Here is a 24,494-nt window from a genome sequence, read left to right as displayed (position 1 = left end):
TTTACATCGTCAATAACGACAACGTAAAACTAAAACGATATAAAAATGAAAACTTTTGAAGTTCCCGCCAGAGAAAACGTATCAGCCGCCAACCAGCAATTGTTTGACAACTTAACCAAAAAATTAGGGAAGGTTCCCAACCTGTATGCCACTTTTGCCCTTTCTGAAAATGCGCTGGGCAGCTACCTGGCCTTCTCCAATGCCAAAAGCTCTCTCAAAGCCAAAGAAAAAGAAGCCGTTAACCTGGTGGTAAGCCAGGTGAATGAATGCGACTACTGTTTAAGCGCCCATACTGTGATTGCCAAGCTGAATGGCTTTACAGATGAGCAGGTATTGAGCATCCGGCGTGGTGAAGCGCCTTTTGACGCGAAACTGGATGCGCTGGTAAAGCTGGCCAAAAGCCTCACGGAAAACCGCGGTAAGGCAGATGCTGCACTGGTAGATAATTTCTTTGCCGCCGGTTATACCAATGAAAACCTGGTGGATGCCATCCTGGTAATAGGCGATAAAACCATCACCAACCTGCTGTATGGCGTGACCCAGATACCGGTTGACTTTTCCCCGGCCCCTTCCTTAGCAACCGCCACTGCATAAGGGTACAAAAAAAATAACAACAAATCGTTACTCAGCATATATCATTGACAGGGATATTCTGGTATCTTTATAGCGGCTCTGTGAAAAGTGCAAATCGTGTGATACCAGATGTCCCCTTCAATTGAATGTACAATACCATCATCTTTAAAAATCCCAATCATGAGCAACACTATTATTGTAGAAAAGAACAGCGCCGTAGCCAACTATGCAACAGACCCTCACATTGACAGCGGCACCAAAGCGCTGCTGAAAAAACTGAATGCCGGCGGCGCCCCGGTGGAAAGCCTTCCCAAGGAAGAAGCCCGCAATGTGCTGGTAACCCTTCAAAATTCTGTAAAAGTAGACCTGTCCGGCATTGAGGAGTCGGAAAAAACCGTCACCGCAGACGGCTATACGATTAAGCTGAACATTGTACGCCCCGAAGGCGTTAAAGAAACCCTGCCTGTATTTATTTTCATTCATGGCGGCGGCTGGATCCTGGGCGACTACCCCACCCATAAGCGTATGGTGCGCGACCTGGTAGTGCTGTCCGGTGCAGCAGCCGTGTTTGTAAACTACACTCCTTCTCCTGAAGCCCAATACCCCCAGGCGATCAATGAAATTTATGCTGCTACCAAATGGGTAGCCGAACATGGTAGCGAAATTAATGTAGATGGTGCAAGACTGGCCGTAGTCGGCAATAGCGTAGGCGGCAACATGACAGGTGTAACTGCTTTAATGGCCAAGGAAAAAGGTGGTCCGGAAATAAAGCTGCAGATATTGATGTGGCCTGTAACAGACACCAATTTTGAAACAGGCTCTTATCAACAGTTCGGGGAAGACCGCTTTCTGACCTCCTCCTTAATGAAATGGATGTTTGACCAGTACACTACCGACGCTGATGAACGTAAAGAACCGCACCTGGCTATTCTGCGCAATACGGTAGAGCAGCTGAAAGGCCTGCCGCCGGCGCTGATACAGGTTGCGGAAAACGACATCCTGCGGGATGAAGGTGAAGCCTATGGCCGTAAGCTGGATGAAGCCGGCGTACCGGTAACCACGGTTCGCTACAACGGGATGATCCATGATTTTGGCCTGTTGAACCCCCTGGCTACATTGCCCACCACCCGCTCGCTGTTTGAGCATGCCGCAGCTGAACTGAGGAAATACCTGCAGCTATAATGCAGCCTTGCCGGATAAAATTGTAAGCACCTTGCAGGAGTACTGCAAGGTGTTTGTTTTTATAGCAGCTGCATTCGTCAGAGCAGGTACTGTGCAAGAATGGCTGTCAGATCATCCTGTGAAAACCGGTCGGTTATATCGCTTTCCACGGCTACTGCAGCAAGCACATTATCCACAACCCACTCAGCCGGTGCTGCAGCGCCACAGACCAGCCGTAGTGCTGCGGGCGTTTCCGGCCGCTGCGGGTAAATGTTTGTTTGAATGTTGCTGGTCATATCCGTTTATTATTTACTTGCTGATACAAAGTAAACACCGGTGTATGACAGCCTTATGTCAGCAGGAAAAAGGAAAAATAATTAACTGTTGAGCTTTGAGATGATGCATTACAGGCTCCATGAAGCGCCGTCGTCCGGTACGCCTACCTGCGCCTGCAGCTCATTGGCTGCAATGGCTGCTTTAAAATCTTCCCTGCGCTGGTAGCAGTGGTTTACGGTTTCCAGGTGTACCACCTGTATGGGCGCCTGCGTGAATTGCGCAACGGCCAGCACATCGTTAACAGTCATGGTAATAGGATCGCCCTGTACAAACTGCGCGCCGCCGCCGTTTACAATAATATGGGTAGGCAGGTGTGTGGTAATGGCGTCTTCCACATCGCTGCACCAGATGGTATCGCCGGCAATGTACACACGCTGGTCGTCATAGGTAAGCACAAACCCCGAAACCTTTCCCATTTTCTGCCCGATTTCGCCGGTGCCGTGCTGCCCGTTGGTGCGGTGTATGGAAATATCGTTCCAGATAAAGCTATTTTCTACCGGCTGCACGCGGGTAAATCCCTGTGACTGCAGCAGCGCTTCATCAATGGGCTGGCAAAAGATTAGCTTGTCTTTGGGAAGCATTTCCTGCGCGGCGGCGTCCCAGTGATCGCGGTGCGTATGGGTTACTATTACCGCATCCAGGCTGTTGAGCAGTGCCGCCAGCCCGCTGTCGGTAATGGGCAAATCCACCAGGGGAATGCGGTCGGTGCTGGCAGCCATGGGCACGGGGTCCATTGTTGCTTTTTTACCAAGCATTGGGTCAACCAGTATACGTTGGTTATTAACGCTGAGCAGGAGGGTTGCATGGCGGAGCAGCTGTATGGTAATGGAAGACATGGCCGTAGTTTTTAGACAGGGTAAATATAAGGCGATAAGGGGGGAAAATGGCGAATAAAAGTTTAAATTTGTTATATGCAAACAGCAGTTAATAATAAGGCTACATTATTACAATGCTTATCCAGCCACCGGCAGCAGATAAAATCTTTTGGGGTGAAGGAGCTAGGTTTGTTTGGTTCTTTTGTGCGTAATACAGCCAACACAAATAGTGATATAGATCTGCTGGTTGAATTTGAACCGGATAAAAAGAGCTATGATAACTTTATGGAGCTGGCGTTTTACCTGGAAGATCTGCTGGGCAGAAATGTTGAGCTGGTAACCTCTCAGTCATTAAGCAAATATATAGGTCCTCATATACTAAAAGAGGTAGAAAATGTTAGCCTCTAATCTTGTGAATTACTCCGACACATACTGGACGAAATAGATTTTGTATTGCAAGCTACGCATGGTAAAGCAAAAGATGAAGTTATTAATGACGGTATTTTATGCAGGGCTTTGTGAGGAGCCTTGAAATAATAGGAGAAGCAACCAAGAAGCTGGATGCAGAATTCACCGCTGCTTACCCGCATATTGAATGGAAAAAATGGCAAGAACAAGAGATAAGCTTATCCACGATTATTTTGGTGTGGATTATGACATCGTATGGAATATTGTGGAAACTAAACTACCTGCATTAAAGGAATTTATTGACGGACTATTTAATGATATTAACCCTGACTGAAAAACGCAGATTTTGTACATCCTACACCTTTATCCATCCCTTCAGCAACATCCCCAGCGAGCTATAAGCCAGCTGGTAACCGGGCGGCATCTCATCCAGCAGGCTGTGAAAGGTAACCACGCGGGTGCCGGGCGGCTTGCTGTGTAATGCCTGGTACAGCGCATGTGCGTTGTAGTTATACATGCCTTCTGAATAGTCCACCTCATCATCTATCCGGTCATCAGACTCAACCAGGTGCTCATAAAAAGAGTTATAAAAATAAAAGTGGTTGTACGGGGTTACATCCAGCCGCGTAAAATCGCCGTGCATAAATGTTACATTGGTTACCCCGGTGAGCAGCTGTGCGGTTGTTGCATGTTCCACCAGCTCCTGGCGTTGTTCTATACCGTAAAAGTGCTGCTGCGGGCAAAAGAAACCGCCAACCAGGCAAAATTTGCCCACGCCGCTGCCAATGTCTAATATTTTATCGCCCGGATTGGCCGCCAGGAACTGCGCTGCTTTTTTAGCAACGCCCAGCGGCGTCCAGTGGCGTTTGGACAGGCGCTGTATACGCTCCGGGTAAATACTGTCAAAATCAGCGTTGGATGAGAAGTAATGCGCTTCACCTGTAGGGTCAATCATTTCACTGTTTGCTTTTTCCGCTGTAAAGGTAACCGTAAAAAATAAATGGTAGTTGTGACTTAGCTGGCCCGCTTCTCATGCAGCAGCATATTTACTGCATGCTCCAGGGAGCCGGCGCGTATTACCTCACCAGCGTTCACAAAAAATATCTCATCTGCGCTTTCAATGGTGTTTAGCCGGTGCGCAATAATTACGCGGGTGGTAGTATCGGGCAGCTGCCGCAGTATTTTTTCCAGCAACTGTTCTGTAATGGTGTCAATATTGGCGGTGGCTTCATCCAGTATCAGCAGCTCGGGCTTGCGCAGCACCGCGCGTATAAAGGCTATGAGCTGTTTTTGCCCCAGGCTTACGGCATCGCCGCTGGCCATGATTTTGGTATCGAGTCCCTGCTCAAAGCGTGCCAGCAGGCTTTCGAGGTGCGCTTCATGTATTACGGCGGTCAGCTCCTCATTGGTCATGTTCACATATTCGGCATTGCCGAACAAAATGTTATCGCGCAGTGTACCGGTGAACAGGAAAGGCTCCTGTAAAATAAACCCTATTTTGCCCGTGCGCGATGCCGGCTCATAAGTGCGTATATCTTTCCCGTTCAGGAACACCTGCCCCTCTGTAGGATCGTATAGCCGTGCTATTAAGGAGGCGGTGGTGGTTTTACCGCCGCCGGTAGGCCCTACCAGCGCATAAGTTTTACCGCGCTCCATGGTAAAGCTTACATTATGGAGCACAGGCGCACTGTCGGGATAGCGGAACTGCACGTTGCGGAACTCCATTACCGCATTGCTGCTGCTATCTTTAGCTACGGCCAGCACCGGCAGGTCGGACTGCAGGGTGAGTATCTGCGAAATACGGTCCCACCCGGCCAGCGCTACCTGGAAGTTGGCCCATAGAACAGACAGCTGGCGTATGGGATTGTAAAAGCTGGTTACATACGCAAAAAAGCTGATGAGCATACCAACGGTAAACTGCCCGTTAGCCACCAGGTAAATACCATAGGTAAGCACAATCAGCTGGGCCAGCTGTGCGCACAGGCCAAACACCGGCATAAACACGTTATTGGCCAGGCCCGCGCCTACGGCAGTATTGTAGTTGCGTTTGTTCACCTCATCAAAACGTTTCCTGAAATAATCGCGCCGGTTAAAGGCCACAATTACTTTAAAATTGTTCAGGCTTTCCTGCACTTCGGCGCTCATACCGCCGGTGCTTTTCATGTTGGCTGCATTTTTACGGCGCACCCAGGGCGAAATAAGGCGGGTAAACACCAGCAGCAGCAGCGCAGGCGCCAGCGCGGCGCCGCCCAGGCGCGGGTTAATGGACAGCAGGAAAACGCCGGAGCCTGCCATCAGGAATATATTGCTTACAAACTGCAGCAGGTATTGGGAAAAGAACTGGTTCACCTTATCCGTATCGTTATTAATACGGGAGATAAGGTCGCCGGCCTTGTTCTGGTTAAAAAAGGCTACCGGCAGCTCCTGCAGCTTTGCAAATACGGCATTGCGCAGGTTAAACAGCATGCGCTGGCCAATACCGCCCATGATGCGGGCCTGCAGGTAGTTGGCAACAAAGGCCACTGTGTACACCAACAGCAGCAGGCCGCAGAACAGCAGCATATTATTATACTGGTGGTGTTGTATAAAATGGTCGATGGTATAACCGATAATAACCGGGCCGGTAAGGTTTAGCCCCGAGCTTACCATAATGGTCAGGAATGCCAGCAGCAGGGTTTTCTGCTCCGCCGCCAGGAACTGGAACAGCTTTTTCAGCGCCGCCATGGTGCTGGTTTTCTGTTCGGGGGCAGTGCTATTTAGATTGTAATTCATAGTGATTGGTGCTGCGTTGAGATTGATAGATCTGTACATATTCGGGGCAGCTTTGCATCAGCTCCTCATGGGTGCCGGTAGCTACTACCTCACCTTCCATCAGCAAAATGATCTGGTCATAATGCTCAATGGAAGCAATTTTTTGCGTTACAGACACCAGCGTCAGGTGTGGGTAATACAATGACAGGTTCTGTAATATCTGTTGCTCGGTATGATTGTCTACCCGCGCGGTAAAATCATCCAGCAATAAAATTTTCGGGTTAATGGCCAGGGCGCGCGCCAGCATAATGCGCTGCTTTTGCCCGCCGGAAAGGCTGGTGCCGCGTTCAGACACCATGGTGTCCAGCTGCTGCGGCAGCGCATCAATAAAGTCTTTCAGCGCAGCCGTGGTGATAGCGCGTTCCATATCTGCTTCCGTAACCTGTTCGTTAAAAGCAATATTTTCCCGCAGGCTCATGTTGAAGATAATGCTGTCCTGGAACACCAGCCCTATTTGCTTGTGCAGAACATCGCGGTTATAGCTGGCAATATCGTGGCCATCATATGTAATGCTGCCGCTGCCTGGTTTGGAGAGGTTGGTAAGCAGGTATAGCAGCTGTGTTTTGCCGGCTGCCGTAGGACCTATGATGGCGGTTTTGCTGCCTGCTTTTACGGAAAACGAAACATCCTTCAGCACCGGTTTGCCCTCATACTGCAGGCGTATGTTGCGCACGGCAATATTGCCTTGTAAAGGAGCGGTAATGGTGCCGGTTTCCACTGCATCGGGCATGGATAATATGGTTTCCACACGCTGATAGGCGGCGGAAGATTGGGCAATTACGTTACTCATAATACCTATCATAATGATGGGAAAAATGAGGATGGAAAGGTAGCTGTTAAAAGCTGCCAGGTCGCCCAGCGTCATGCTGCCGCTGATCACAAAATGCCCGCCCAGCGCCAGAATGGTAACGATAGCCAAACCGGATATAAATGTGATCACAGGTATCAGCTTGGCATACAGCCGCATAATGGAAAGGCCGATGTCCCTGGTTTCTGTATTGGCGGTAAAGAACTTGTCATATTCCAGCGCCTGCGCATTCAGCACGCGTATGAGCGCAGCACCCAATATGCTTTCGGTGATCACTTTGTTCAGCCAGTCCATAGTAGCCCTGATTTTCAGGAACAGGGCCCTCATTTTACGGAATACGGTTACAAAGGTGAGGGTAATAAGCGGGATGATCATGAGCACTGCCAGCGCCAGTTTCCAGTTGATCTGCATCAGCAATATGGCAGCGCCGATGATCACCACAAGCGACGATGCAATAGAGGCTACTGCCTGGGAAACGAACAGCTTTACCGTATCAATATCGGACGTAAAGTTGGTGAGCAGCTTGGCAGGATTGTTTTCCTGTACCTGCGCATAGGTTAGCCCCGATACTTTCATTGACAGCCGGGTACGGAGGTCGCGCGCCACTTTTTCCGAAGCGTAGGTTTGCATAATGCTTTGCAGGTACGCAAAAATGAAAATGAACAGCGCCGCAAGCGAGAAATACAGGAAAATTGGCCTGAACTGCAGATCGCCCCGGCCATAAGCGTCAATACCGTAGGCAATAATGCGGGGGATCACCAGGTTCAGCCCGTTGCTTAAAAGCGCCAGCAATATCAGCAATCCAATTATACCGCGGTAAGGCTGTATAAGGGAGGAAAGCTTGGGGGGCTTGCGGGCGGCTGTTGTGGTGGATCCGTTAGCTTTTTTAGCTTTTTGCATAGTGAAAATCAATGAGGGTATGAAGGCATGACGGATAGACCGGTCATTATATTTTAAAATTAGAAAAATATTATGGCTTGCGGCATGTGAAATATTTATTATGGCAGCCGGCGGAAAAAAAGAACGGCGTGTAAACCGCTGTTAGCATGCGGTATGCAGCGCAATGCTTATCTTGTAAAACCAATGTTTTAACACATGTTTAAGCCGCTCCTAAAAACCATTTTCTGTATGGGCTTTCCCGGTTTGCTGTTATGTTTTTGCTTTGGCCGGTTAATAGCCCAGTCGCCGGCAGATACCGGCTACACGCTGCTGCAGCCCATGCAGGTATTTGACGGCCACACGCTGCAAAAAAACTGGCAGGTGCTGGTAAAAGGCAATATGATAGCGGCTGTGGGGCCGGCCGGTTCTTTTACTACGCCGGCGCCGGCGCGCATCATTGCCCTGCCGCAGCAAACGCTGCTGCCCGGTCTTATTGAAGGGCATACGCACCTGTTCCTACACCCGTACAATGAAGTAAAATGGAACGACCAGCTGCTTACCGAGTCGCGTGCAGAAAGGGCCATACGCGCTGCGGAACATGCCAAAGCTACGCTGATGGCCGGCTTTACGACTGCCCGCGACCTGGGTACGGAAGGGGCGGGGTATGATGATGTGGGCCTCAAACAAAGTATAGCCAAAGGCGTGATACCTGGTCCGCGCCTGCTGATTGCCACCCGGGCCATTGTGGCTACCGGCAGCTATGGCGTAAAAAACATAATTGCCGACTTTGAGTTGCCCAAAGGCGCGGCAGAAACTGACGGGAGGGAAGGCATGATCAAAGAAGTACGCACACAGATAGGCAAGGGAGCGGATGTTGTAAAGGTATATGCCGACTACCGCTGGGGATTGGAAGACCAGTCCGCGCCTACCTTTAGCATAGATGAGCTGCAGGCGGCTGTGGAAACTGCGGCCTCCGGCGGGCGTTATGTGGCAGCGCATGCCGGTACAGCCGAAGGTATGCGCCGCGCCATACTGGCCGGTGCGCACACCATTGAGCATGGAGATGGCGGTACGCCGGAAATATTCCGCCTGATGAAAGAGAAAGGTATTGCGCTGTGCCCCACCATTATGGCCGTGGAAGCAGGAGCCATGTACAAAGGATGGCGCCCGGGTATTGACCCCGCGCCGGAACGCGTGCGGCAGAAACGTAAAAGTTTCCGCGCTGCGTTGCAGGCCGGCGTTGCTATTTGCGCCGGCGGCGACGTAGGCGTATTTGCGCATGGCAAAAATTACCTGGAGCTGGAGAAGATGGTGGAGTATGGCATGCCGGCAGATGCGGTACTGCGGGCGGCTACCAGCGGCAATGCGGAAATTTTTGGATGGGGCGGAAAAATAGGAAGCATCCGCAAAGGCATGCTGGCCGACATCATTGCCGTACCGGGCAACCCGGTAACAGATACTAAAGCCCTTGAGCAGGTAGATTTTGTAATGAAAGACGGTGTGATCTATAAACAACCCTGATCACAGCAGGAACAGCGACAGCAGGTACACCACCACTATGGTTACTAACCCCATCCACAGGGTAGCAATGGAATATACTTTCAGCATGGTGCGCATATCAAGCCCCGAGAACCGGGATATAACCCAGAAGTAAGCATCGTTGGCATGGGAAATTGTCATGGAGCCGCCGCCCAGGGCCAGTATGCACAATATGCGGCCGGTTTCCGTGTCAAGTCCCAGCGCGGGCAATAACGGCTGCACGATAGAGGCGGCAGTAATAATGGCCACGGTAGAGGAACCCTGTGCGGTTTTCAGCAGCGCTGTTAACAGGAACGGGAATACGATGCCCAGGCTGCCCAATGGTACGGCTGCGCTTACATGCTCGCCTATTTTAGCCGCCGCCAGCACCGCCCCGAAAGCGCCGCCTGCACCAATGATCACAAGTATGCCGCCTGCTTTTTCCGCGGCTTCCTGCAGCAGCTTGCCGGTGGTTTGCCTGGTCCATCCCCTGCCGCCGGTAAAAGCCAGCAGCACGCCTGCAGACAGGGCCAGCACCGGATCGCCCAGGATATGGAAAATGCGGAACCAGCTGCTGCCGTCTTTTTCAATATTGGTAAAAGCACCCAACGCAATAAGCAATATAGGCACCACTACGGGTAAAAAGGCCAGCCATACCGGTAGGGCGGGACTTTCCGCCGTTTCCTCAGTAAACGTATGCTGCACTACCGGCAATTTTTTACCTGCATAACGCGCCCACCAGCCGCCGGCAACAGCAGCGGGTATGGCTACACCAATACCCATTAACATCAGCTTCCCAAAATCAGCGCCTATGGCCCCAGCGGCAGCAGTGGCGCCGGGGTGGGGCGGTATCAGGCAATGCACGGCGTATAAGCCGGTAGCCAGGGATGCAGCCATAATTACTACGGAAATGCCCGTACGTTTTGCCAGCGACTGGTTAAGGCCGCTCAGCACAATGTAGCCGGAGTCGCAAAAAATAGGCAGACCTACAATAAAGCCGGTAAGGCTCATGGCCACCGCTGCATACTTTTCGCCCACCATCTTTAATATAAAAGCGGCCATTACACGGGTGCTGCCGGTAAATTCCAGCAGCACGCCCAGGGTGGTGCCCAGCACAATAATAAAGCCCAGTGATTTCATGATGTTGCCAAAGCCGTCCTTCATGGCAGTAATAATATCTGCTACAGACAGCTGTACGCCCAGGCCTGTTACAAAGCAGGCCAGGAACAGGGCAAACAGGGCGTGTACCCGGTATTTAGCTGTGAGTAGGATAATAACGCCAATGCCTGCCAGTAAAGCAATTAATACCTGTATCAGTTCCGTGGTCATGCAGTCAAGGGTTTATCCGCACAATATAACAAAAGCAGTCTTATGCTGTACCTGTCATAGAACGATAGTGATTGTATATCGCGGTATAAATAGTTACCTCATTCCGGCGCTGCAATCCCGGGCTTTGAAAAGAGGCACGTACAGCCGGGCCTGCCGGACGAGAATTAGCATCCAGCTACCCGGTAGCCAGCAGCCTGCATTTCAGAGGGCAGGCAGCCGGTTTAGGAGGGGCTTTGCACAGAAAAAAAAATATATTTATTGGGTATTTTTTCAAAAAAATTATACATTTGCCCTCCCAATTTGCAATGCCCGATAGTATAACGGTAGTACGACAGACTCTGACTCTGTTTGTCTTGGTTCGAATCCAGGTCGGGCAACGAAAGAAAATATCAAAAGTAAAACCCGCTCTCAATGAGCGGGTTTTTTAATTTCCGCGAAGGTAAAACGCAGCACAGCATATTCAGATAATTCAGTAATTTGTTATCGCCGTTCCGGTAATTAACCGGTTATTATTTATCACACCCTTTATACCATGGAAGAAACATCCGATTCTATCTTCGACGAACAATTCCTGGCTTCCATTTATACCCGCCGCCTTAACCTTATGCCGCTCATGCTGAAGCTGTATGCCGGGTTTTATACAATCAGCGGTGCGGTTGCCCTGGCCCGTGCGGTTGTCAGCTTATTTAACCTGGTAAGTGACGAAGGAACAGGCGCCGGCATTGCTGTTATCCTCATTTTGGGCAGGTATACATTTTCAATATTGCGGGGCGCTGCCGCCGTTTCGCTGTGGCGCGAGAAGAAGTGGGCCGTGCAGGCAGCGCTTATTGTATCTATATTGTACATTGTTACGTCGCTTTTCCTGTATGTACCTTCAACTTTTATGGGACAAGGTATGGGGCTCACCGGCAATCTTTTCCCTGTTATACTTGAAATTCCTTACATTTTTCTGCTAACAACGATCTGGCGCAGCTGGAAGCACGGGGCATTATCCGGGAAAGAGATTGCAGCCAGGAAAGCACAGGCAGCTAAACCCTAACCAGCTCACGATCATATGCAGCACGAACCCGATTCCATTTTTGATGAACAGTTTCTTTCCGAAGTGTTGATACAGCGCCGGCACCTGATACCGCTTGCACTGAAAATATACATTTGGCTTTTTATGATTCTTTCGGGGATTGGAATGGTGTTGCCGTTCAGCGGCAGGCTTATGAGTTTTAATGTTTGGCTTGCGATAGTTGATATTATATCACCTGTGTTCATGTCATTTGTTGGGGTTTTCTTATCCGGTAGCATATTTCTTTTGAACCTCTTCATTTGGTTGGAAAAAAAATGGAGCATATTGACGGTGCTGGTAGTAAAAGGGTTTATTACCTTAATCCTGTTCATCACAGGGTTTCCTTTCACAGACGGCATACACCCCTTTTACATGCGGTTTGATGTATGGGAATTTGCAATTGTTATTCCTTACCTTGTTATGTTGTGGCAAATAAAAGACAAATGGGAAAAAGGGATTAAACACCTGCACTAACAATCGCGTTGCCACCGCGCTTTCTATTATAACAGTATATCATAAACGCGATAGCTGCCAAAGTACTGGTAACTGAAGGCGGGAGCTATTACCCCCCGGTAACAGCCTGCGACAATTGCGATCATTTCATAGTTACAACCAGGCATTGTTTTCAATTTGCGCCCGCCATTCATAGAGGCCATTGTATACTCCGCCAGCTAAAAATTTATCCAGAAATTCAGAAAAGGAGTTAGTTAAAGTGACAACGCTATCCGTCTTATTATAAATTGAGTATTTATTAGGATCATTGGCGGCTATTGTAATGCTCCACATATCACAATAGACCATATATTCCGCAATATGAAAATCGCCCGGCCTTACTAAATAATTGCTATTCCTTTCTTCAGTTATTTCTGCTAAAGGTATAATTCTAAACAAATCTTCGTTTGACTCAAATCCATTACAAAAGTTGTAAAAAGTTTTAATGTCATCCGGAAGTGTTATACCCATTTCCCTTTCAAAAGACGATATATCGTATGTAGATGCGCTGCCATAAAGCATTATCCCAAGGGCAGCTTTATTATGTGCAATTTTTGAGATGATGTCTGTGATTGTGATAGGCATATAATTATCACTTGTATACTGAAGATAAAAAATATTTACGGCCTGGCCTATGATGAAAAGAACGCAGCGCAACTCAACACACAGCCCTTCCCTTACAAAGCTGGATGTGCTTAAAGGGTGAGGAGCCTTAACTGCTCATAAGCAGCATGGCAATCTTTAAAGAAATATTTTTCCCTGTTTGAACAGGATGCAGGCCCGAAAGGCGTTTGAGGCGATTTACTATGATATTGCAGCCGTTCATGCACCTGGCCGGCGTTCTTTATGGGAATGCCCGAGAATGTGCTGAAGGCCGTTACCATTTCTTTCACGCCATTGGCATAATCAAAGAAATAATTGCGGGGGGCATTCAACCGGTAAATGCGCTGCAGCTCTAAATAATACTGCTCCAGCACGTTTGCTGTATAGCTGTTAAAATCGCCTTTGTAATACGCCGGTTCCGCGGTTTTAAGCAAGGCCGGACTGATGATGCCGGGAACGGCGTGCAGGCCTCTTCTTTTTTCATGGGAAGCAATTACCTCCGCGGGTTCTCTGTACAGGAAGAAAAAAGGTGTTTGCGGAAACCACTGGCGTAAAAGATCATAAAAATGAATATGCCAGCTGTCTAATTTTATAATATAAGCTGTTTCCTGCAGGTTGCGTTTTTGTCCCATTAGCTTTAATGCCGCATGAAACCAGGTAGCGCGGGTGGCAACATCTGCAGCAGCGCCTTTTTCATCCGCCCGCAGGATCTCGTCCAGCAGGGGCGCTTCTGCCACCACAATGTTTTCCTCCGGTGCTGAAAAGGCCTGGGATAACAGGGTAGAGCCGCAGCGGGAAACATGGAAAATAAATGCTGTTGGCTCCAGCGACGCCAGGTTTTTACAGGCGGCAGGCATAAAATCTGCAGTGCTCAGGCTTTCTATGAACGACCTTTCTTTTTGCCGGTACCTGCAAACCTGTATGGTTTCATCAAAAAAAGGATGTATCATCCGTTGTTGTCCAAGGTTCAGCCATTTAACGGTCCAGCCGTATGCTTTGGAGTGGCTGAGATGGAACGGGATCCAGTTGGCTATCGGTGCGTGCTGCATTATTTTTCTCCTTTTAAGCTTGCGATCAGTTCCCGTGCAACAGGTGTATTCATTTTTTCCAGCTCCGCAATCATTGCGGCTTTGGTGGCAGCGTCGTAATCTGCAGTTGCATTTTCTTCGGGAAGCACGTAGCCATGTGCGGCAAACAGCTGGTCGGTCCAGCTGTTGCGGATGCCATCCATTACCAGGTGTACCCTACTGGTATGGCCGGCATTGACAATGCTGTGGGTTGCGCCGAAATTCATATACCAGCACTCGCCGGCTTTCAGCTGCAGCTTTTCCTCTTCAATGGTAAAATACACATCTGCGTTGGTTACAATAGGAATGTGTATTCTGAATGATCCTTCGTGGTAGCTGCATCCCGGATCGCGGTGCGGCTTAATTACGCTGCCGGGCGCCAGCGATAACAGGCGTACCGCCTCTTTTTCACAATGCCACGAGTCCAGGATCGTTTTTACATAAGGCATGCGGTCCAGCACCGGCGTGTTATGGTAAGCGCTGTTGCCATGCGCGTAAATGTCGCTGCTTTTGCCGCTGGTGGAGCGCAGGGAGATGCTCCGCCAGTCGCCGTTAAAATCTTTGGTATTAAAGTGCAACGGCCATTCTTCCTGCAGAATAGTTTCCAGCTCATTACTCAGCTTTTTTACATCGTAGGTTTGGGAAAATTTTATGTGGTTCATGGTATAATAGTAACTGGTTGCTCCTGCGATAATATTTAGTCAGGCGCTATAATATCAATGCCGCTGGTTGTTGCGAGAGTTATAGCTTAGGCCGATTTTACCTGAAAGCCTGTTTGCTCCTTCATCCAATTTGGTAATTGCTGGCGAGAAAGGCCATATTTCCCATTCAGGCTGCATGGATAATAACCGTGTTTTTCATTTTCAAGGAGGCGTACAATAAAGCTGCCTGAATGTCCTCTTTAAACGATTAATCTTCTGTAAGATAATTAATAATAGTAAATAGTTGCACTCCACCCACCAAACAATAAAGCCTCCCTGGATAAGGAGGCAGTATAAAATTAGAAAACCCAAAATTATGAATTTCGTTACAAGCAAAAATTTCTCATAGGATAATTATGTACTAATGAAATAAAGGTACCGTACAATTAGTTAGCACAACTGACATTTACATGCTATTAATTTGTTAATGCAACAAATACCGGCCTGTACAGGTAAGGAGTTGTAAACCAGTTTTTTGTGTGGGCGGGCAGCCGGTCAGCCATCGATAATTATGCCCAACAAGCCATATGCTTATACTACTTTTTCCAAATGCCCGCGGGGAACATGCGTCCCAAAAATCCCTATTGTTCTTTATCTTGCTCCGCCAACTACACCATGAAAGCATATAAATTATACACCACTGCCGAAGGGCATAGCGCTTTTGAAGAAGGCACCATTACCATGCCTGCCCCGCTTACTGCTCCCTTTTTCCTCATCCAGGAAGATGACCCTGCCCGTAGTGCATTTGACTGGCACCCTGCGCCCAGGAAGCAATATGTAATAACGCTCCGCGGCTCGCTGGAATTTACGGTAACAGATGGCAGCACCTTCATTATACATCCCGGCGATGTGCTGCTGGCTACAGATGTTACCGGCTCCGGCCACAAATGGCGCCGGCTTAGTGAAGAAAGCTGGATACGCGCTTACATTGCGCTGGAAGAAGGCGCAGCCGACGGTTTCCTGGCAAAGGGCAGGTAAGCGCCAACCCGCTGAAAATAAGCTACCTTTGTGTTCTCATGAAGTTTGAACAATACCGTATAGCAGAGGAAATTAAAAGAAGCCTGGAAGAGAATGGCTTTAAACGCCCTACAGACATCCAGTACAAGGCTATTCCATCTATTCTCAAGGGAGATGATGTGCTGGCCATTGCACAAACAGGCACCGGCAAAACAGCCGCTTTTGCCATTCCAGTGCTGCACCTGCTGCACCAGCAAAGCCGCTCCCGCACCCGGGGTGAGGTAAAGTGCCTGGTAATGGTGCCCACCCGCGAGCTGGCCATACAAATTGCCGATGTGTTCAAACAGCTGGGCAAATATACCCGGGTAGATATTATGAGCCTTTTCGGCGGCGTTGAGCAGGAGGCGCAGATCAAAAAGCTGGATAACGGCGTGGATGTGCTGATCGCAACACCCGGCCGTATGTTTGACCTCATCAGCCAGGGCCACCTGGACCTGCGCCATGTGCAAACCCTTATTCTCGATGAAGCAGACCATATGCTGGACCTGGGCTTTATCCGCGATATACGCGATGTGATCCGCCACCTGCCCCGCAATCATCAAACCCTCTTTTTCTCCGCTACCATTGATGCGGAGATCAAGGACCTGGCCTATTCCATTGTCCGCAACCCGATACGCATACAAATATCTCCCGACGATCCGGTGTCTAAAAACGTGAGCCACGCTGTAGCCTTCGTGGAAATGGATGATAAGCGCTTTTTCCTGGAGCGGCTGGTAAAGGAATTTCCTGAAAATAAAATACTGGTATTTGTACGTACCAAAGTGCGCGCAGAGCGGGTAGCCGCAGCCATGGAAAGAGTAGGCATTAAAACCCTTACCATGCACGGCGGAAAAGAGCAGGACGACCGGCTTTCTGTAATGAAGGAATTTAAAAAAGGCGATATTAAAGTACTCATTACCACAGACGTAAATGCCCGTGGAATAGATATTCCCAATGTAGATTACGTAGTGAACTACGACCTGCCGGATGAGCCGGAGAACTATGTGCACCGTGTGGGCCGCACCGGCCGTGGTGTGCAGAAAGGCCAGGCTGTGAGCTTTTGCAGCAACGAAGAAAAGCCGGTGCTGGAGCAGATACAAACCTACCTGGGTAAAGAGATACAGGTAATGAAAATAGATAAGAACGATTATCGCGAAACCATCAGCTTTTCCGAAGACATACCCAACGACAACTGGCAGCTGCTACTGGAGCAGCATGAAAAAGAAATGAAGCAGCGCAAACGGAAAAAAAAGTAGGCCTTGCTGTTATAGGAAAAGGCAGGCTGTTTGAATAGCCCCCAAAAGTTAAGCACTTTCGGGGGCTTTTTTATAATGGCGGAAGAAGTGGGTATTTAAGAGAAAAGAGCTGTAAAGTTTTCATTGTTGCTGATAGCAGCTGCCAGTGCGCCCGCATTCCTGTATACCTTATCGAAAAAGAAGCTGCCCATGCTGATGCGTTTTACGCCCAGCGCTGTAAGCTCCGCAAAGTCCGGCAGGTCCGGCATACACATTACATTAATGGGCAGGGGCGTGGCTTTCACTACCTGTGCAATATCATCTTCCCGGGTAATGCAGGGCACAAAAAGGCCGTCGGCGCCCGCATTTTCATAGCTTTTAACGCGGGTAAGCGTTTCATCCAGGGCAGTGGGCATGCCCAGCAAAAAGCCATCTGTTCTTACATTCACGAATACCTTTAAATTATTGCGGCTAAGGTGATTGGTTACGGCGGCCAGCAGCTGTTGAAATGAACCAACATCCTGCAGCTCACGGCTGGCGCCAGGAACGGTGTCTTCCAGGTTAATGCCTGCTACGCCCGCATCATGCAATTGCGAAATGTTTTTAATAATGCCTTCGGCGGTGCGGTGGTAGCCGCCTTCAATATCCACCGTGAACGGGATGCTTACAGCCTTTGTTACGCTTTTGGCCAGTTGCAGCAGCACCTCAAACGGCAGGTTTTCGCCGTCATCATATCCCAGTGACTGGGCTACGGCCATGCTGGAGGTGCCAATGGCTTTATATCCGCTGGCTTCAAATACCCGGGCGCTTTGTACGTTCCAGATGTTGCCCAGTAAAAGGGGCGTGGCTTGCTGGTGCAGCTGTGCAAATGTTTCAAAAAAGCTCATAGAAAAAGATTTATGCGTTGCTGATATTTTTCAGTAAAGTTAGGGCGATCCGCAATGGCCAAATTGTATAAAACGGAACTGGATAATTTATTGGGCTAAAGCCAGGCTTACAGGCGACTGGTTTTCCAGGTAAGCAGAAGGGGTAAGGCCGGTAAAGGATTTAAAATCACGGATAAAATGCGACTGGTCAAAGTACCCGCAGTCATAGGCAATAGCGGTGAGTGATGTGCTGCCCCGGGTAATCAGCTGCAGGCTTTGCTGGAACCGGCATATTTTGTTGAATGATTTGGGAGAAAGGCCGGTATGCTGGTAAATGAGCTTTTGCAGGTAACGGGGCGTAATGCCGTGCTGTGAAGCAATGTTGCTGATGCTGGTAGCCTCCGCATTGTTCCGGATGCTGGTTAAAATGTGGGCTACCTTATGATGGCTGCCGGATCGCTTTTCATTGCGGCGGAGCCTTTGCAGTAAAAATTGTTCTACCAGCGCAATACGTTTAGCCGCTGCCGTTGTTTCCAGCAATTGTGCATGCAGGCTTTTTACCGGCTGGCCAATAATATCGGAGAGGTCGGAAACCCGGTCGTTGAAAATACCCATTTCATCATTGAAAAAACAGGCGGCTGCATGTGTGAGAAACCGGATGCCCAGCATGGTGTGCCGTCCTTTGGAGCGGATGGGTAAAGGCTTGGTGATCTGCCCCCACAGCTCTACCGGCGGATTTTTACGGAATTGGCTGCCTGCCCCGGCCTCCCACGTACCTGCTCCCAGGTTAAAGATCACTTCCATATCGCCGCTGGGAAATACGGTATCTTCAAATGCCGCAGCCGCATCCGATACAAAAAGGTAGTAGTACCTGATGTAAGGCTTTAAAGGGTCAGACGGGCGGAAATGGGTAAACTCCATAGTATAAAATTAAGACTATTTCAGTTATGGTTGAAAAACGCGCCGGCAATGCGAAGAAGGCGCTGTGCTTAATGCGATCCGGAGAAGCCACCTGCAAAATGGCCGGATAGTCCCTTCTTTCAGCTTGCAACGCTCCGCAGCCAGGGTACAACTGCCGTCCGCTGCCGGCCTGCAACTCCTGCGAATATCTTAGCACCGGGTAAAGTTTAACCAATTTGTCTATTTTTATACCAAATTACCACGGGCCTTGTATGTAGAACCATTACATAATGAAAAACACCTGCAACAGCGTATTGCACAGGGGGATGAAGCAGCGTTCCGCATTTTCTTTGATCATTACACCCCGCTTATCTTCACTTTTGTAGAGCGCCTCACCAAATCCAGGGCAGATGCAGAGGAAATTGTGCAGGACACCTTTATGAAGATATGGGCCAACCGCGAAAGCCTGCCTTTTATTGAAAAGCCGGCCCACTACTGCTATGTAATTGCCCGTAACAAAGCGCTGGACAGCATTCGCAAAGCCGCCAGGGATCAGCGCCTGCTGAACCACGTATGGGCCAATATTGCCACTGCCGCCGATAACAGCCTTGAAAATGAGCTAAGCGCCCGCGAGTATTACCAGCTGGTGAACCAGGCCCTGAGCGGACTGCCCAGGCAAAAGCAGCTGGTGTTTCAAATGAGCCGGCAGCAGGGCCTCAGCCACCTGGAAATATCACAGCGCCTGGGCCTTTCCAAAAGCCGGGTAAATAACATCCTGGTAGAAGCGCTGAAACATGTTAAATCCTTCCTGGACCAGCACTCCCCGTTACTGGCACTGCTGTTCTGGATCAGCGCCTGGGATCGTTTACTGTAGGCAAACTAACGCTGGTTACAGCACGCAGCAGTTGCCGTAAGTATGCTATTACAGGTGGCCGTTTTACCTGCCAGCTTCCCCTCTCCCCCCAAATTTTCTCCTCCTGTTAAAAAAAATTTTTCCGGAAACGGTTATACCCGGGCGCCGGCTTCGTCCTATTCATGTGCAGGGGTCATGTATAGTTAATCAACCTTATAATTTATGAGCATGCAGCCATCGGCAGAAAGAATGCGGTATTTATTGCATCGCTATTTAGACGGCTCCTGTACCAGGGAAGAGCTGGAAGAGCTGTACGCGGCTATGGCCCGTGAAGAGGACGAGCAGGTGCACCGCCTGCTCGATGAAGCATTTGCCGAACTACGGCCCGGCAGCGCAGTGCAGGATGTTGACTGGGATCATATGTTCAACCGTATTGTTAAAAGCAGCCCGGCTAAAACACGCAAAACAGGCTGGTGGAAGTATGCCGCGGCTGCTGTGCTGTTGCTGCTGGCAGGCGCCGGTTTCATGTATCATTATATGCGCCATAACAATGCGCAGCTGCCGGTGCAAACCGCGCAGGCGCTGGTGCATGATGCGGCACCCGGTACCAATAAGGCGGTACTTACCCTGGCAGACGGGTCTACCGTGGCGCTGGACAGCGCCGGCAGCCGTACCATGCAGCAAGGCAGTACAGCCATTCAGCAGCAGGGCGGCGCGCTGCAGTATAATGTGCATGGCAATGAGGCCGCCGTTAGCTATAACACCCTTACAACGCCCCGTGGCGGCCAGTTTCAGCTTACGCTGCCGGATGGCACCAAGGTGTGGCTTAACGCGGCGTCGTCCCTTAAATTCCCGGTGGCCTTCCGTGGCCCGCTCCGGGAGGTGACCCTTACCGGCGAAGCCTATTTTGAAGTAACGCACAACGCCAGGCAGCGCTTTATTGTGCACACAGCCCGTATGGACATTACTGACCTGGGCACCCGCTTTAACGTAATGGCCTACTACGATGAAACAGCTGTGAAAACCACGCTGGTGGAAGGCGCTGTGAATATATCCGATGGGAAAAAGAATGCGCTGCTTAAACCCGGGCAGCAGGCCGTAATAGACAAGAACGGTAACAGCGGCATCAAAGTGCAGGCAGTAGATGTAGAAGAAGCCATTGCCTGGAAAAACGGGGAATTTTATTTCAACCATACCAGCATTTACGAAATCATGCGCCAGGTATCGCGCTGGTACGATGTAGAGGTAACCTACCAGGACTCCCTGGATGCGTACCTGAGCGGCAACATCCGTAAGAACGTAAATGTATCGGAGGTGTTTAAAATGCTGGAGCTGGCCGGGGGACTACATTTCAGGGTGGATGATAAAAAAGCGACCGTTATGAAATAATACAAGATCAGCGGATAAAAATTTCAGTGAACACACAAAAAAAGGGGGAAAACTATCAGCCAACAATCAGAGAAAATTATTTAACTAAAATTCCACAAAAAGCATCATGAAAACGTAATTCCACCACTACAAAAAAGCCGGGAACAGGACGAGTGTTACCGGCTGGTTTAGTCTTTCATTAACATCCTTGCAGGGATCATTAATTCAAAACGTAAACTTTACGAATGTATGCAATTGTACGCACTTTGCAAACGCAGGCGCATGCCTGCGTGCTGCCCTTCCAAAATTATCCTTGTTATGAAACTGACAATGTTCCTGACTATAGCTGTTTTCCTGCAGGCCAGCGCCATCGGTTTTTCGCAGGAACGCGTTACACTTTCAGGCACCAATGTTCCCTTAGCCAAAATATTTAAGGATATGCGCAAACAGAGCGGTTATAACTTCCTGTATAACGACCGCCTGGTTGCCAATGCTGCCCCGGTAAGCATTCATGTAAGCAATGCCCCGCTGGAAGAGGTATTGAAAATATGCCTGAAAGATCAGTCGCTGGCTTACGACATTATTGATAAAACCGTGGTGATAAAAAGTAAAGCGCCTGCCGCCAGCCCGGCGCCGCCGGCCCCGCCCATCACCATCAGCGGCCGTGTAACAGACAGCCTGGGCGCCCCGCTGGAAAGGGTGAACATACACGTGAAAGGTACCCAAACCGGTACCCAAACAGATGCGGATGGCCGTTTTACCCTTAACGTGCCGGACCGGCAGGCCGTGCTGCTGTTCACTTACCTGGGTTATACCACACAGGAGGTAACGGTAGGCAGTAACACCACCTTTAACATTCGCCTGATGCCGCTGATCAGCAGCCTTACCGATGTAGTGGTGGTAGGCTACGGCCAAACCCAGGCCAAGGCCAGGTTAACCGGCTCCATCTCCACGCTGAAAGGGGAGGAGATCACTACCACCAAGAACGAAAACGTGGTGAACATGCTCACCGGCAAGGTGCCCGGTATGCGCGTTCTGCAGAAAAGCAGCGAGCCCGGCGCATACGACAATGTGTTTGACATACGCGGCATGGGCAACCCCCTGGTGGTAATAGATGGCGTACCCCGTGGCAGCGGCGATCTTTCCCGCATGGACCCGAACGAGATCGACAACATTTCCGTGCTGAAAGATGCCACCGCCGCTATTTACGGCGTGCGTGCAGCCAACGGCGTTATACTGGTTACCACCAAAAAAGGCTCCCGCGCCGCCAATGGCAAGTTTGATATTACCTACTCCGTAAACCAAAGCTGGCAGCAGTTCCTGAACACGCCCCAAAGCGTGAACGCCATTGATTACATGACGTTGAAGAACGAGCAGCAGAAAAGGGATTTCGGCAACAACTTTTTAACGCAAATGCCGCCCGCCTTTTCAGATGCCGATATGGAGCTGTACAGGAACGGCACCCTTAAATCATCCGACTGGGTAGGCGCTACCATGAAGGACTTTGCGCCGGAAACGCAGCATACCCTCAGCGTGAACGGCGGCAGCGACCGGGTTACCTATTTCTTTAACCTGGGCTACTTTAAGCAGGATGGCATGTTCCGCAGCGGCGATATGAACTACGACCGCTGGAACTTCCGCTCCAACATCAATGCAAGAATTACCAAACGCCTGCGTGCGCAGATACTGGCCTCCGGCTATACTGATACTAAAAACCAGCCCGGCGGCAGGGGCGTATGGGAAATGTTCAAATACACCTGGAACCAGCTGCCTACCGACCAGATATACGCGAACAACAATCCCCTGTACCCGCACCTGGAGCCGGACAACGCCAACCCCGTAGTGATAACCGATGCCGATTATGTAGGCTACCAGAAATACCGGAACAAGAATTTCCAGGGCCAGCTGGGACTGGAATATGATGTACCCGGCATAGAAGGCTTAACCGCCAAAGGCATGTACAACTACGGCTTTAACATAGCGGATAATACACAGGTAAAGCAATCCTATAACCTGTACCAGTACGATCCGCAAACTAACAGCTACCTGGCCACGCTGGTAAGCACGCCCTCTACTGTGAACCGGCAGTACTGGAACACCACCTCCACGCTGTTCCAGCTGTCGCTTAACTATAACAAGCGCTTTAACCAAACGCATAACGTAAGCGGCCTGCTGTTGTATGAAGAAAGCTATACCAGCCAGGATAACTTTTACGCGCAGCGCGAGTATTCGCTCGGCATCCCTTACCTGTTTGCCGGCGATCTTAACAACCAGCAGGGCGCCATGGACCCCAATGGTTTAGGCGATGTGGTAACCAAAGGCGTGGTGGGCCGCCTGGGCTATGATTATAAAACCAGGTATATATTTGATTTCAGCTTTCGTTATGATGGCTCCAGCAAGTTCAATGCATCCAAACAATGGGGCTTTTTCCCTGCAGCATCTGTTGCATGGCGGGTGAGCGAAGAACCTTTTGTTCAAAACCTGTTTGCGCCCAATGTGCTCAATAACCTGAAGCTGCGCGCCTCTTACGGCAAAACCGGTGACGATGCCGCCACCGCGTTCCAGTATATAGCCGGTTATAACTACCCGGTGAACGGCTATATTTTTGGCAACAACTTTACCAACGGCCTGGCATCACGCGGCGTGGTAAATCCCAATATTACCTGGCTAACAGCCAAAACGCTGAACCTGGGTGTGGATGTAGACCTGTGGCGCGGCCTCATAGGCGGTTCCGTGGATTACTTTATCCGTAACCGTGATGGATTGCCCGCCACCCGCACCACCACGCTGCCCGGTACTGTAGGCACCAATCTGCCGCAGGAGAACCTGAACAGCGACCGTACCAGCGGCATAGAAATATTGATCACACACCGCAACCACATTGGTGATTTCAGCTATAACATCAGCGCCAACCTGTCGTCTACCCGCACCATGACGCGCCACGTAGAGCAAACCCGCGCCGGTAACTCGTACGAGAACTGGAAGAACTCGCAGCAGGACCGCTACACCAATATCTGGTGGGGCAAGGAGTACGGCGGCCAGTACACTTCTTATGACCAGATCTATAACCATGATGTAAATGCCGGCGGCGGCAACCAGGGCGCGGTGCCGGGCGATTATTATTATGTTGACTGGAATAACGACGGCGTAATTGACAGCAAGGATGAATTTCCGATTGCCACCCGCGATATACCTATGGTTAACTACGGCATGACCATTGGCGCTGCCTGGCATGGCATTGATTTTAATATGCTGCTGCAGGGCGCTACCCAGTTTTATGTGCAGTATGCCGAGCAGATGGCGGAACCGCTCATGTACGGCCGCAGCTCCCTTACACAGTTCCTGGACCGCTGGCATACTGCCGATCCTGATGCAGATGTATTTGATCCTAACACCGTATGGGCGCCGGGCTACTACCCGGCTATGGGATCGCCCGTTGCAGAAGGGACCCGCGCCGTGCAAAACGCCGCTTACCTGCGCATAAAATCGCTGGAGCTGGGCTATACCCTGCCCAAAGCATGGCTGCAAAAGGCAGGCATCAGCAATTTCCGGGTGTATGTGAACAGCTACAACCTGCTCACCTTTACAGGGCTGAAGAACAGCGATCCGGAGCATCCCGGCGTAGTAGCCACCGGTGCCGACTGGAACTATTCACAGGGCGGGTATAAATACCCCATGAACAGAACGTACAGCATTGGAGCCAGTGTTACATTTTAAA

Annotated in this window: 23 protein-coding genes and 1 tRNA gene; 13 read left to right on the top strand and 11 right to left on the bottom strand. The window is 50.0% G+C overall.

Features of this window, described 5'->3' with window-relative positions; genetic code table 11:
• Positions 1-45 precede the first annotated feature (45 nt).
• Positions 46-594 (top strand): carboxymuconolactone decarboxylase family protein, encoded by a 549-nt coding sequence (locus VFS25_RS12580; protein WP_326462499.1) that lies wholly within the window; start codon positions 46-48, stop codon positions 592-594.
• A 159-nt stretch (positions 595-753) separates the two neighbouring features.
• Positions 754-1,755 (top strand): alpha/beta hydrolase, encoded by a 1,002-nt coding sequence (locus tag VFS25_RS12575; RefSeq protein WP_326462498.1) that lies wholly within the window; start codon positions 754-756, stop codon positions 1,753-1,755.
• A 77-nt stretch (positions 1,756-1,832) separates the two neighbouring features.
• Here the strand turns inward: VFS25_RS12575 and VFS25_RS12570 are convergent, their stop codons facing one another.
• Positions 1,833-2,030 (bottom strand): hypothetical protein, encoded by a 198-nt coding sequence (locus VFS25_RS12570; RefSeq protein WP_326462497.1) that lies wholly within the window; start codon positions 2,028-2,030, stop codon positions 1,833-1,835.
• Positions 2,031-2,138: 108 nt separating this feature from the next.
• Positions 2,139-2,906, bottom strand: a complete 768-nt coding sequence (locus tag VFS25_RS12565; RefSeq protein WP_326462496.1) for an MBL fold metallo-hydrolase — start codon at positions 2,904-2,906, stop codon at positions 2,139-2,141.
• 75 nt (positions 2,907-2,981) lie between these two features.
• Here VFS25_RS12565 and VFS25_RS12560 point away from each other — a divergent pair, with 75 nt between their 5' ends.
• Together VFS25_RS12560 and VFS25_RS25350 are read left to right on the top strand one after the other, a co-directional pair.
• Positions 2,982-3,293: a nucleotidyltransferase family protein gene (locus VFS25_RS12560; protein ID WP_326462495.1), complete on the top strand. Its 312-nt coding sequence runs from the start codon at positions 2,982-2,984 to the stop codon at positions 3,291-3,293.
• A 187-nt stretch (positions 3,294-3,480) separates the two neighbouring features.
• Positions 3,481-3,627: a DUF86 domain-containing protein gene (locus tag VFS25_RS25350; protein ID WP_414647728.1), complete on the top strand. Its 147-nt coding sequence runs from the start codon at positions 3,481-3,483 to the stop codon at positions 3,625-3,627.
• A gap of 21 nt (positions 3,628-3,648) precedes the next feature.
• Here VFS25_RS25350 and VFS25_RS12555 read toward each other — a convergent pair whose 3' ends face one another.
• The 3 genes from VFS25_RS12555 to VFS25_RS12545 are packed head-to-tail and all read right to left on the bottom strand — an operon-like array spanning position 3,649 to position 7,812.
• Positions 3,649-4,248, bottom strand: a complete 600-nt coding sequence (locus VFS25_RS12555; RefSeq protein WP_326462494.1) for a methyltransferase domain-containing protein — start codon at positions 4,246-4,248, stop codon at positions 3,649-3,651.
• Between the two features lie 59 nt (positions 4,249-4,307).
• Entirely contained in the window at positions 4,308-6,065 is a 1,758-nt protein-coding gene (locus tag VFS25_RS12550) for an ABC transporter ATP-binding protein (RefSeq protein ID WP_326462493.1), read from the bottom strand.
• Positions 6,046-7,812, bottom strand: coding sequence for an ABC transporter ATP-binding protein (locus VFS25_RS12545; protein ID WP_326462492.1), 1,767 nt, complete (start codon positions 7,810-7,812; stop codon positions 6,046-6,048). The genes VFS25_RS12550 and VFS25_RS12545 overlap by 20 nt, the downstream gene beginning before the upstream one ends.
• Before the next feature lie 195 nt (positions 7,813-8,007).
• Here VFS25_RS12545 and VFS25_RS12540 point away from each other — a divergent pair, with 195 nt between their 5' ends.
• Positions 8,008-9,312 carry an amidohydrolase family protein gene (locus VFS25_RS12540; RefSeq protein WP_326462491.1) on the top strand — a complete coding sequence of 435 codons (1,305 nt, stop codon included), beginning with the start codon at positions 8,008-8,010 and terminating at the stop codon, positions 9,310-9,312.
• On the opposite strand, the gene VFS25_RS12535 is transcribed toward VFS25_RS12540, so the two are convergent.
• Positions 9,313-10,638, bottom strand: coding sequence for a GntP family permease (locus VFS25_RS12535; RefSeq protein WP_326462490.1), 1,326 nt, complete (start codon positions 10,636-10,638; stop codon positions 9,313-9,315).
• Between the two features lie 306 nt (positions 10,639-10,944).
• Here VFS25_RS12535 and VFS25_RS12530 point away from each other — a divergent pair.
• The 3 genes from VFS25_RS12530 (at position 10,945) to VFS25_RS12520 (ending at position 12,169) form a co-directional block, all read left to right on the top strand.
• Positions 10,945-11,015 (top strand) — tRNA-Gln (locus VFS25_RS12530).
• Between the two features lie 155 nt (positions 11,016-11,170).
• Complete coding sequence (locus VFS25_RS12525) at positions 11,171-11,677, top strand: hypothetical protein (protein ID WP_326462489.1); 507 nt, start codon at positions 11,171-11,173, stop codon at positions 11,675-11,677.
• Positions 11,678-11,800: 123 nt separating this feature from the next.
• Positions 11,801-12,169 carry a hypothetical protein gene (locus VFS25_RS12520; protein WP_326462488.1) on the top strand — a complete coding sequence of 123 codons (369 nt, stop codon included), beginning with the start codon at positions 11,801-11,803 and terminating at the stop codon, positions 12,167-12,169.
• Positions 12,170-12,301: 132 nt separating this feature from the next.
• Here the strand turns inward: VFS25_RS12520 and VFS25_RS12515 are convergent, their stop codons facing one another.
• The 3 genes from VFS25_RS12515 to VFS25_RS12505 form a co-directional block, all read right to left on the bottom strand.
• Positions 12,302-12,772 carry an SMI1/KNR4 family protein gene (locus VFS25_RS12515; protein WP_326462487.1) on the bottom strand — a complete coding sequence of 157 codons (471 nt, stop codon included), beginning with the start codon at positions 12,770-12,772 and terminating at the stop codon, positions 12,302-12,304.
• 110 nt (positions 12,773-12,882) lie between these two features.
• Positions 12,883-13,839, bottom strand: a complete 957-nt coding sequence (locus tag VFS25_RS12510; RefSeq protein WP_326462486.1) for a hypothetical protein — start codon at positions 13,837-13,839, stop codon at positions 12,883-12,885.
• A complete protein-coding gene (locus VFS25_RS12505; protein WP_326462485.1) occupies positions 13,839-14,519 on the bottom strand; it encodes an aspartyl/asparaginyl beta-hydroxylase domain-containing protein in 681 nt (226 codons plus the stop codon). The genes VFS25_RS12510 and VFS25_RS12505 overlap by 1 nt, the downstream gene beginning before the upstream one ends.
• 654 nt (positions 14,520-15,173) lie before the next feature.
• Here VFS25_RS12505 and VFS25_RS12500 point away from each other — a divergent pair.
• Both VFS25_RS12500 and VFS25_RS12495 read left to right on the top strand, forming a co-directional pair.
• Positions 15,174-15,536: a hypothetical protein gene (locus VFS25_RS12500; RefSeq protein WP_326462484.1), complete on the top strand. Its 363-nt coding sequence runs from the start codon at positions 15,174-15,176 to the stop codon at positions 15,534-15,536.
• 38 nt (positions 15,537-15,574) lie between these two features.
• A complete protein-coding gene (locus VFS25_RS12495; RefSeq protein ID WP_326462483.1) occupies positions 15,575-16,810 on the top strand; it encodes a DEAD/DEAH box helicase in 1,236 nt (411 codons plus the stop codon).
• 95 nt (positions 16,811-16,905) lie between these two features.
• Here VFS25_RS12495 and VFS25_RS12490 read toward each other — a convergent pair whose 3' ends face one another.
• The gene (locus VFS25_RS12490; RefSeq protein WP_326462482.1) at positions 16,906-17,676 is read right to left on the bottom strand and encodes an isocitrate lyase/phosphoenolpyruvate mutase family protein; all 771 of its coding nucleotides are present in this window, start codon (positions 17,674-17,676) and stop codon (positions 16,906-16,908) included.
• An 87-nt stretch (positions 17,677-17,763) separates the two neighbouring features.
• The gene (locus tag VFS25_RS12485; RefSeq protein WP_326462481.1) at positions 17,764-18,576 is read right to left on the bottom strand and encodes a helix-turn-helix transcriptional regulator; all 813 of its coding nucleotides are present in this window, start codon (positions 18,574-18,576) and stop codon (positions 17,764-17,766) included.
• Between the two features lie 247 nt (positions 18,577-18,823).
• Here VFS25_RS12485 and VFS25_RS12480 point away from each other — a divergent pair, with 247 nt between their 5' ends.
• The 3 genes from VFS25_RS12480 to VFS25_RS12470 all read left to right on the top strand — a co-directional run bounded on the left by VFS25_RS12480 (position 18,824) and on the right by VFS25_RS12470 (position 24,493).
• Positions 18,824-19,429: an RNA polymerase sigma-70 factor gene (locus tag VFS25_RS12480; RefSeq protein WP_326462480.1), complete on the top strand. Its 606-nt coding sequence runs from the start codon at positions 18,824-18,826 to the stop codon at positions 19,427-19,429.
• A gap of 201 nt (positions 19,430-19,630) precedes the next feature.
• Positions 19,631-20,797 (top strand): FecR family protein, encoded by a 1,167-nt coding sequence (locus VFS25_RS12475; protein ID WP_326462479.1) that lies wholly within the window; start codon positions 19,631-19,633, stop codon positions 20,795-20,797.
• A 297-nt stretch (positions 20,798-21,094) separates the two neighbouring features.
• Positions 21,095-24,493, top strand: coding sequence for a TonB-dependent receptor (locus VFS25_RS12470; protein WP_326462478.1), 3,399 nt, complete (start codon positions 21,095-21,097; stop codon positions 24,491-24,493).
• Position 24,494: the final 1 nt, after the last annotated feature.

The sequence above is a fragment of the Chitinophaga sp. genome (assembly GCF_035761305.1).
In the GTDB taxonomy this organism is placed as follows: Bacteria; Bacteroidota; Bacteroidia; order Chitinophagales; family Chitinophagaceae; genus Chitinophaga.
The sequence above is the reverse complement of the archived record's forward strand: the minus strand, read 5'-3'. Positions and strand labels throughout refer to the sequence as shown.

Bases quoted from the DNA above. Each gene is read 5' to 3' on its own strand.
- VFS25_RS12580 (WP_326462499.1), top strand. From the start codon at position 46: ATGAAAACTTTTGAAGTTCCCGCCAGAGAAAACGTATCAGCCGCCAAC.
- VFS25_RS12575 (WP_326462498.1), top strand. From the start codon at position 754: ATGAGCAACACTATTATTGTAGAAAAGAACAGCGCCGTAGCCAACTAT.
- VFS25_RS12570 (WP_326462497.1), bottom strand. From the start codon at position 2,030: ATGACCAGCAACATTCAAACAAACATTTACCCGCAGCGGCCGGAAACG.
- VFS25_RS12565 (WP_326462496.1), bottom strand. From the start codon at position 2,906: ATGTCTTCCATTACCATACAGCTGCTCCGCCATGCAACCCTCCTGCTC.
- VFS25_RS12560 (WP_326462495.1), top strand. From the start codon at position 2,982: ATGCAAACAGCAGTTAATAATAAGGCTACATTATTACAATGCTTATCC.
- VFS25_RS25350 (WP_414647728.1), top strand. From the start codon at position 3,481: ATGGAAAAAATGGCAAGAACAAGAGATAAGCTTATCCACGATTATTTT.
- VFS25_RS12555 (WP_326462494.1), bottom strand. From the start codon at position 4,248: ATGATTGACCCTACAGGTGAAGCGCATTACTTCTCATCCAACGCTGAT.
- VFS25_RS12550 (WP_326462493.1), bottom strand. From the start codon at position 6,065: ATGAATTACAATCTAAATAGCACTGCCCCCGAACAGAAAACCAGCACC.
- VFS25_RS12545 (WP_326462492.1), bottom strand. From the start codon at position 7,812: ATGCAAAAAGCTAAAAAAGCTAACGGATCCACCACAACAGCCGCCCGC.
- VFS25_RS12540 (WP_326462491.1), top strand. From the start codon at position 8,008: ATGTTTAAGCCGCTCCTAAAAACCATTTTCTGTATGGGCTTTCCCGGT.
- VFS25_RS12535 (WP_326462490.1), bottom strand. From the start codon at position 10,638: ATGACCACGGAACTGATACAGGTATTAATTGCTTTACTGGCAGGCATT.
- VFS25_RS12525 (WP_326462489.1), top strand. From the start codon at position 11,171: ATGGAAGAAACATCCGATTCTATCTTCGACGAACAATTCCTGGCTTCC.
- VFS25_RS12520 (WP_326462488.1), top strand. From the start codon at position 11,801: ATGATTCTTTCGGGGATTGGAATGGTGTTGCCGTTCAGCGGCAGGCTT.
- VFS25_RS12515 (WP_326462487.1), bottom strand. From the start codon at position 12,772: ATGCCTATCACAATCACAGACATCATCTCAAAAATTGCACATAATAAA.
- VFS25_RS12510 (WP_326462486.1), bottom strand. From the start codon at position 13,839: ATGCAGCACGCACCGATAGCCAACTGGATCCCGTTCCATCTCAGCCAC.
- VFS25_RS12505 (WP_326462485.1), bottom strand. From the start codon at position 14,519: ATGAACCACATAAAATTTTCCCAAACCTACGATGTAAAAAAGCTGAGT.
- VFS25_RS12500 (WP_326462484.1), top strand. From the start codon at position 15,174: ATGAAAGCATATAAATTATACACCACTGCCGAAGGGCATAGCGCTTTT.
- VFS25_RS12495 (WP_326462483.1), top strand. From the start codon at position 15,575: ATGAAGTTTGAACAATACCGTATAGCAGAGGAAATTAAAAGAAGCCTG.
- VFS25_RS12490 (WP_326462482.1), bottom strand. From the start codon at position 17,676: ATGAGCTTTTTTGAAACATTTGCACAGCTGCACCAGCAAGCCACGCCC.
- VFS25_RS12485 (WP_326462481.1), bottom strand. From the start codon at position 18,576: ATGGAGTTTACCCATTTCCGCCCGTCTGACCCTTTAAAGCCTTACATC.
- VFS25_RS12475 (WP_326462479.1), top strand. From the start codon at position 19,631: ATGAGCATGCAGCCATCGGCAGAAAGAATGCGGTATTTATTGCATCGC.
- VFS25_RS12470 (WP_326462478.1), top strand. From the start codon at position 21,095: ATGAAACTGACAATGTTCCTGACTATAGCTGTTTTCCTGCAGGCCAGC.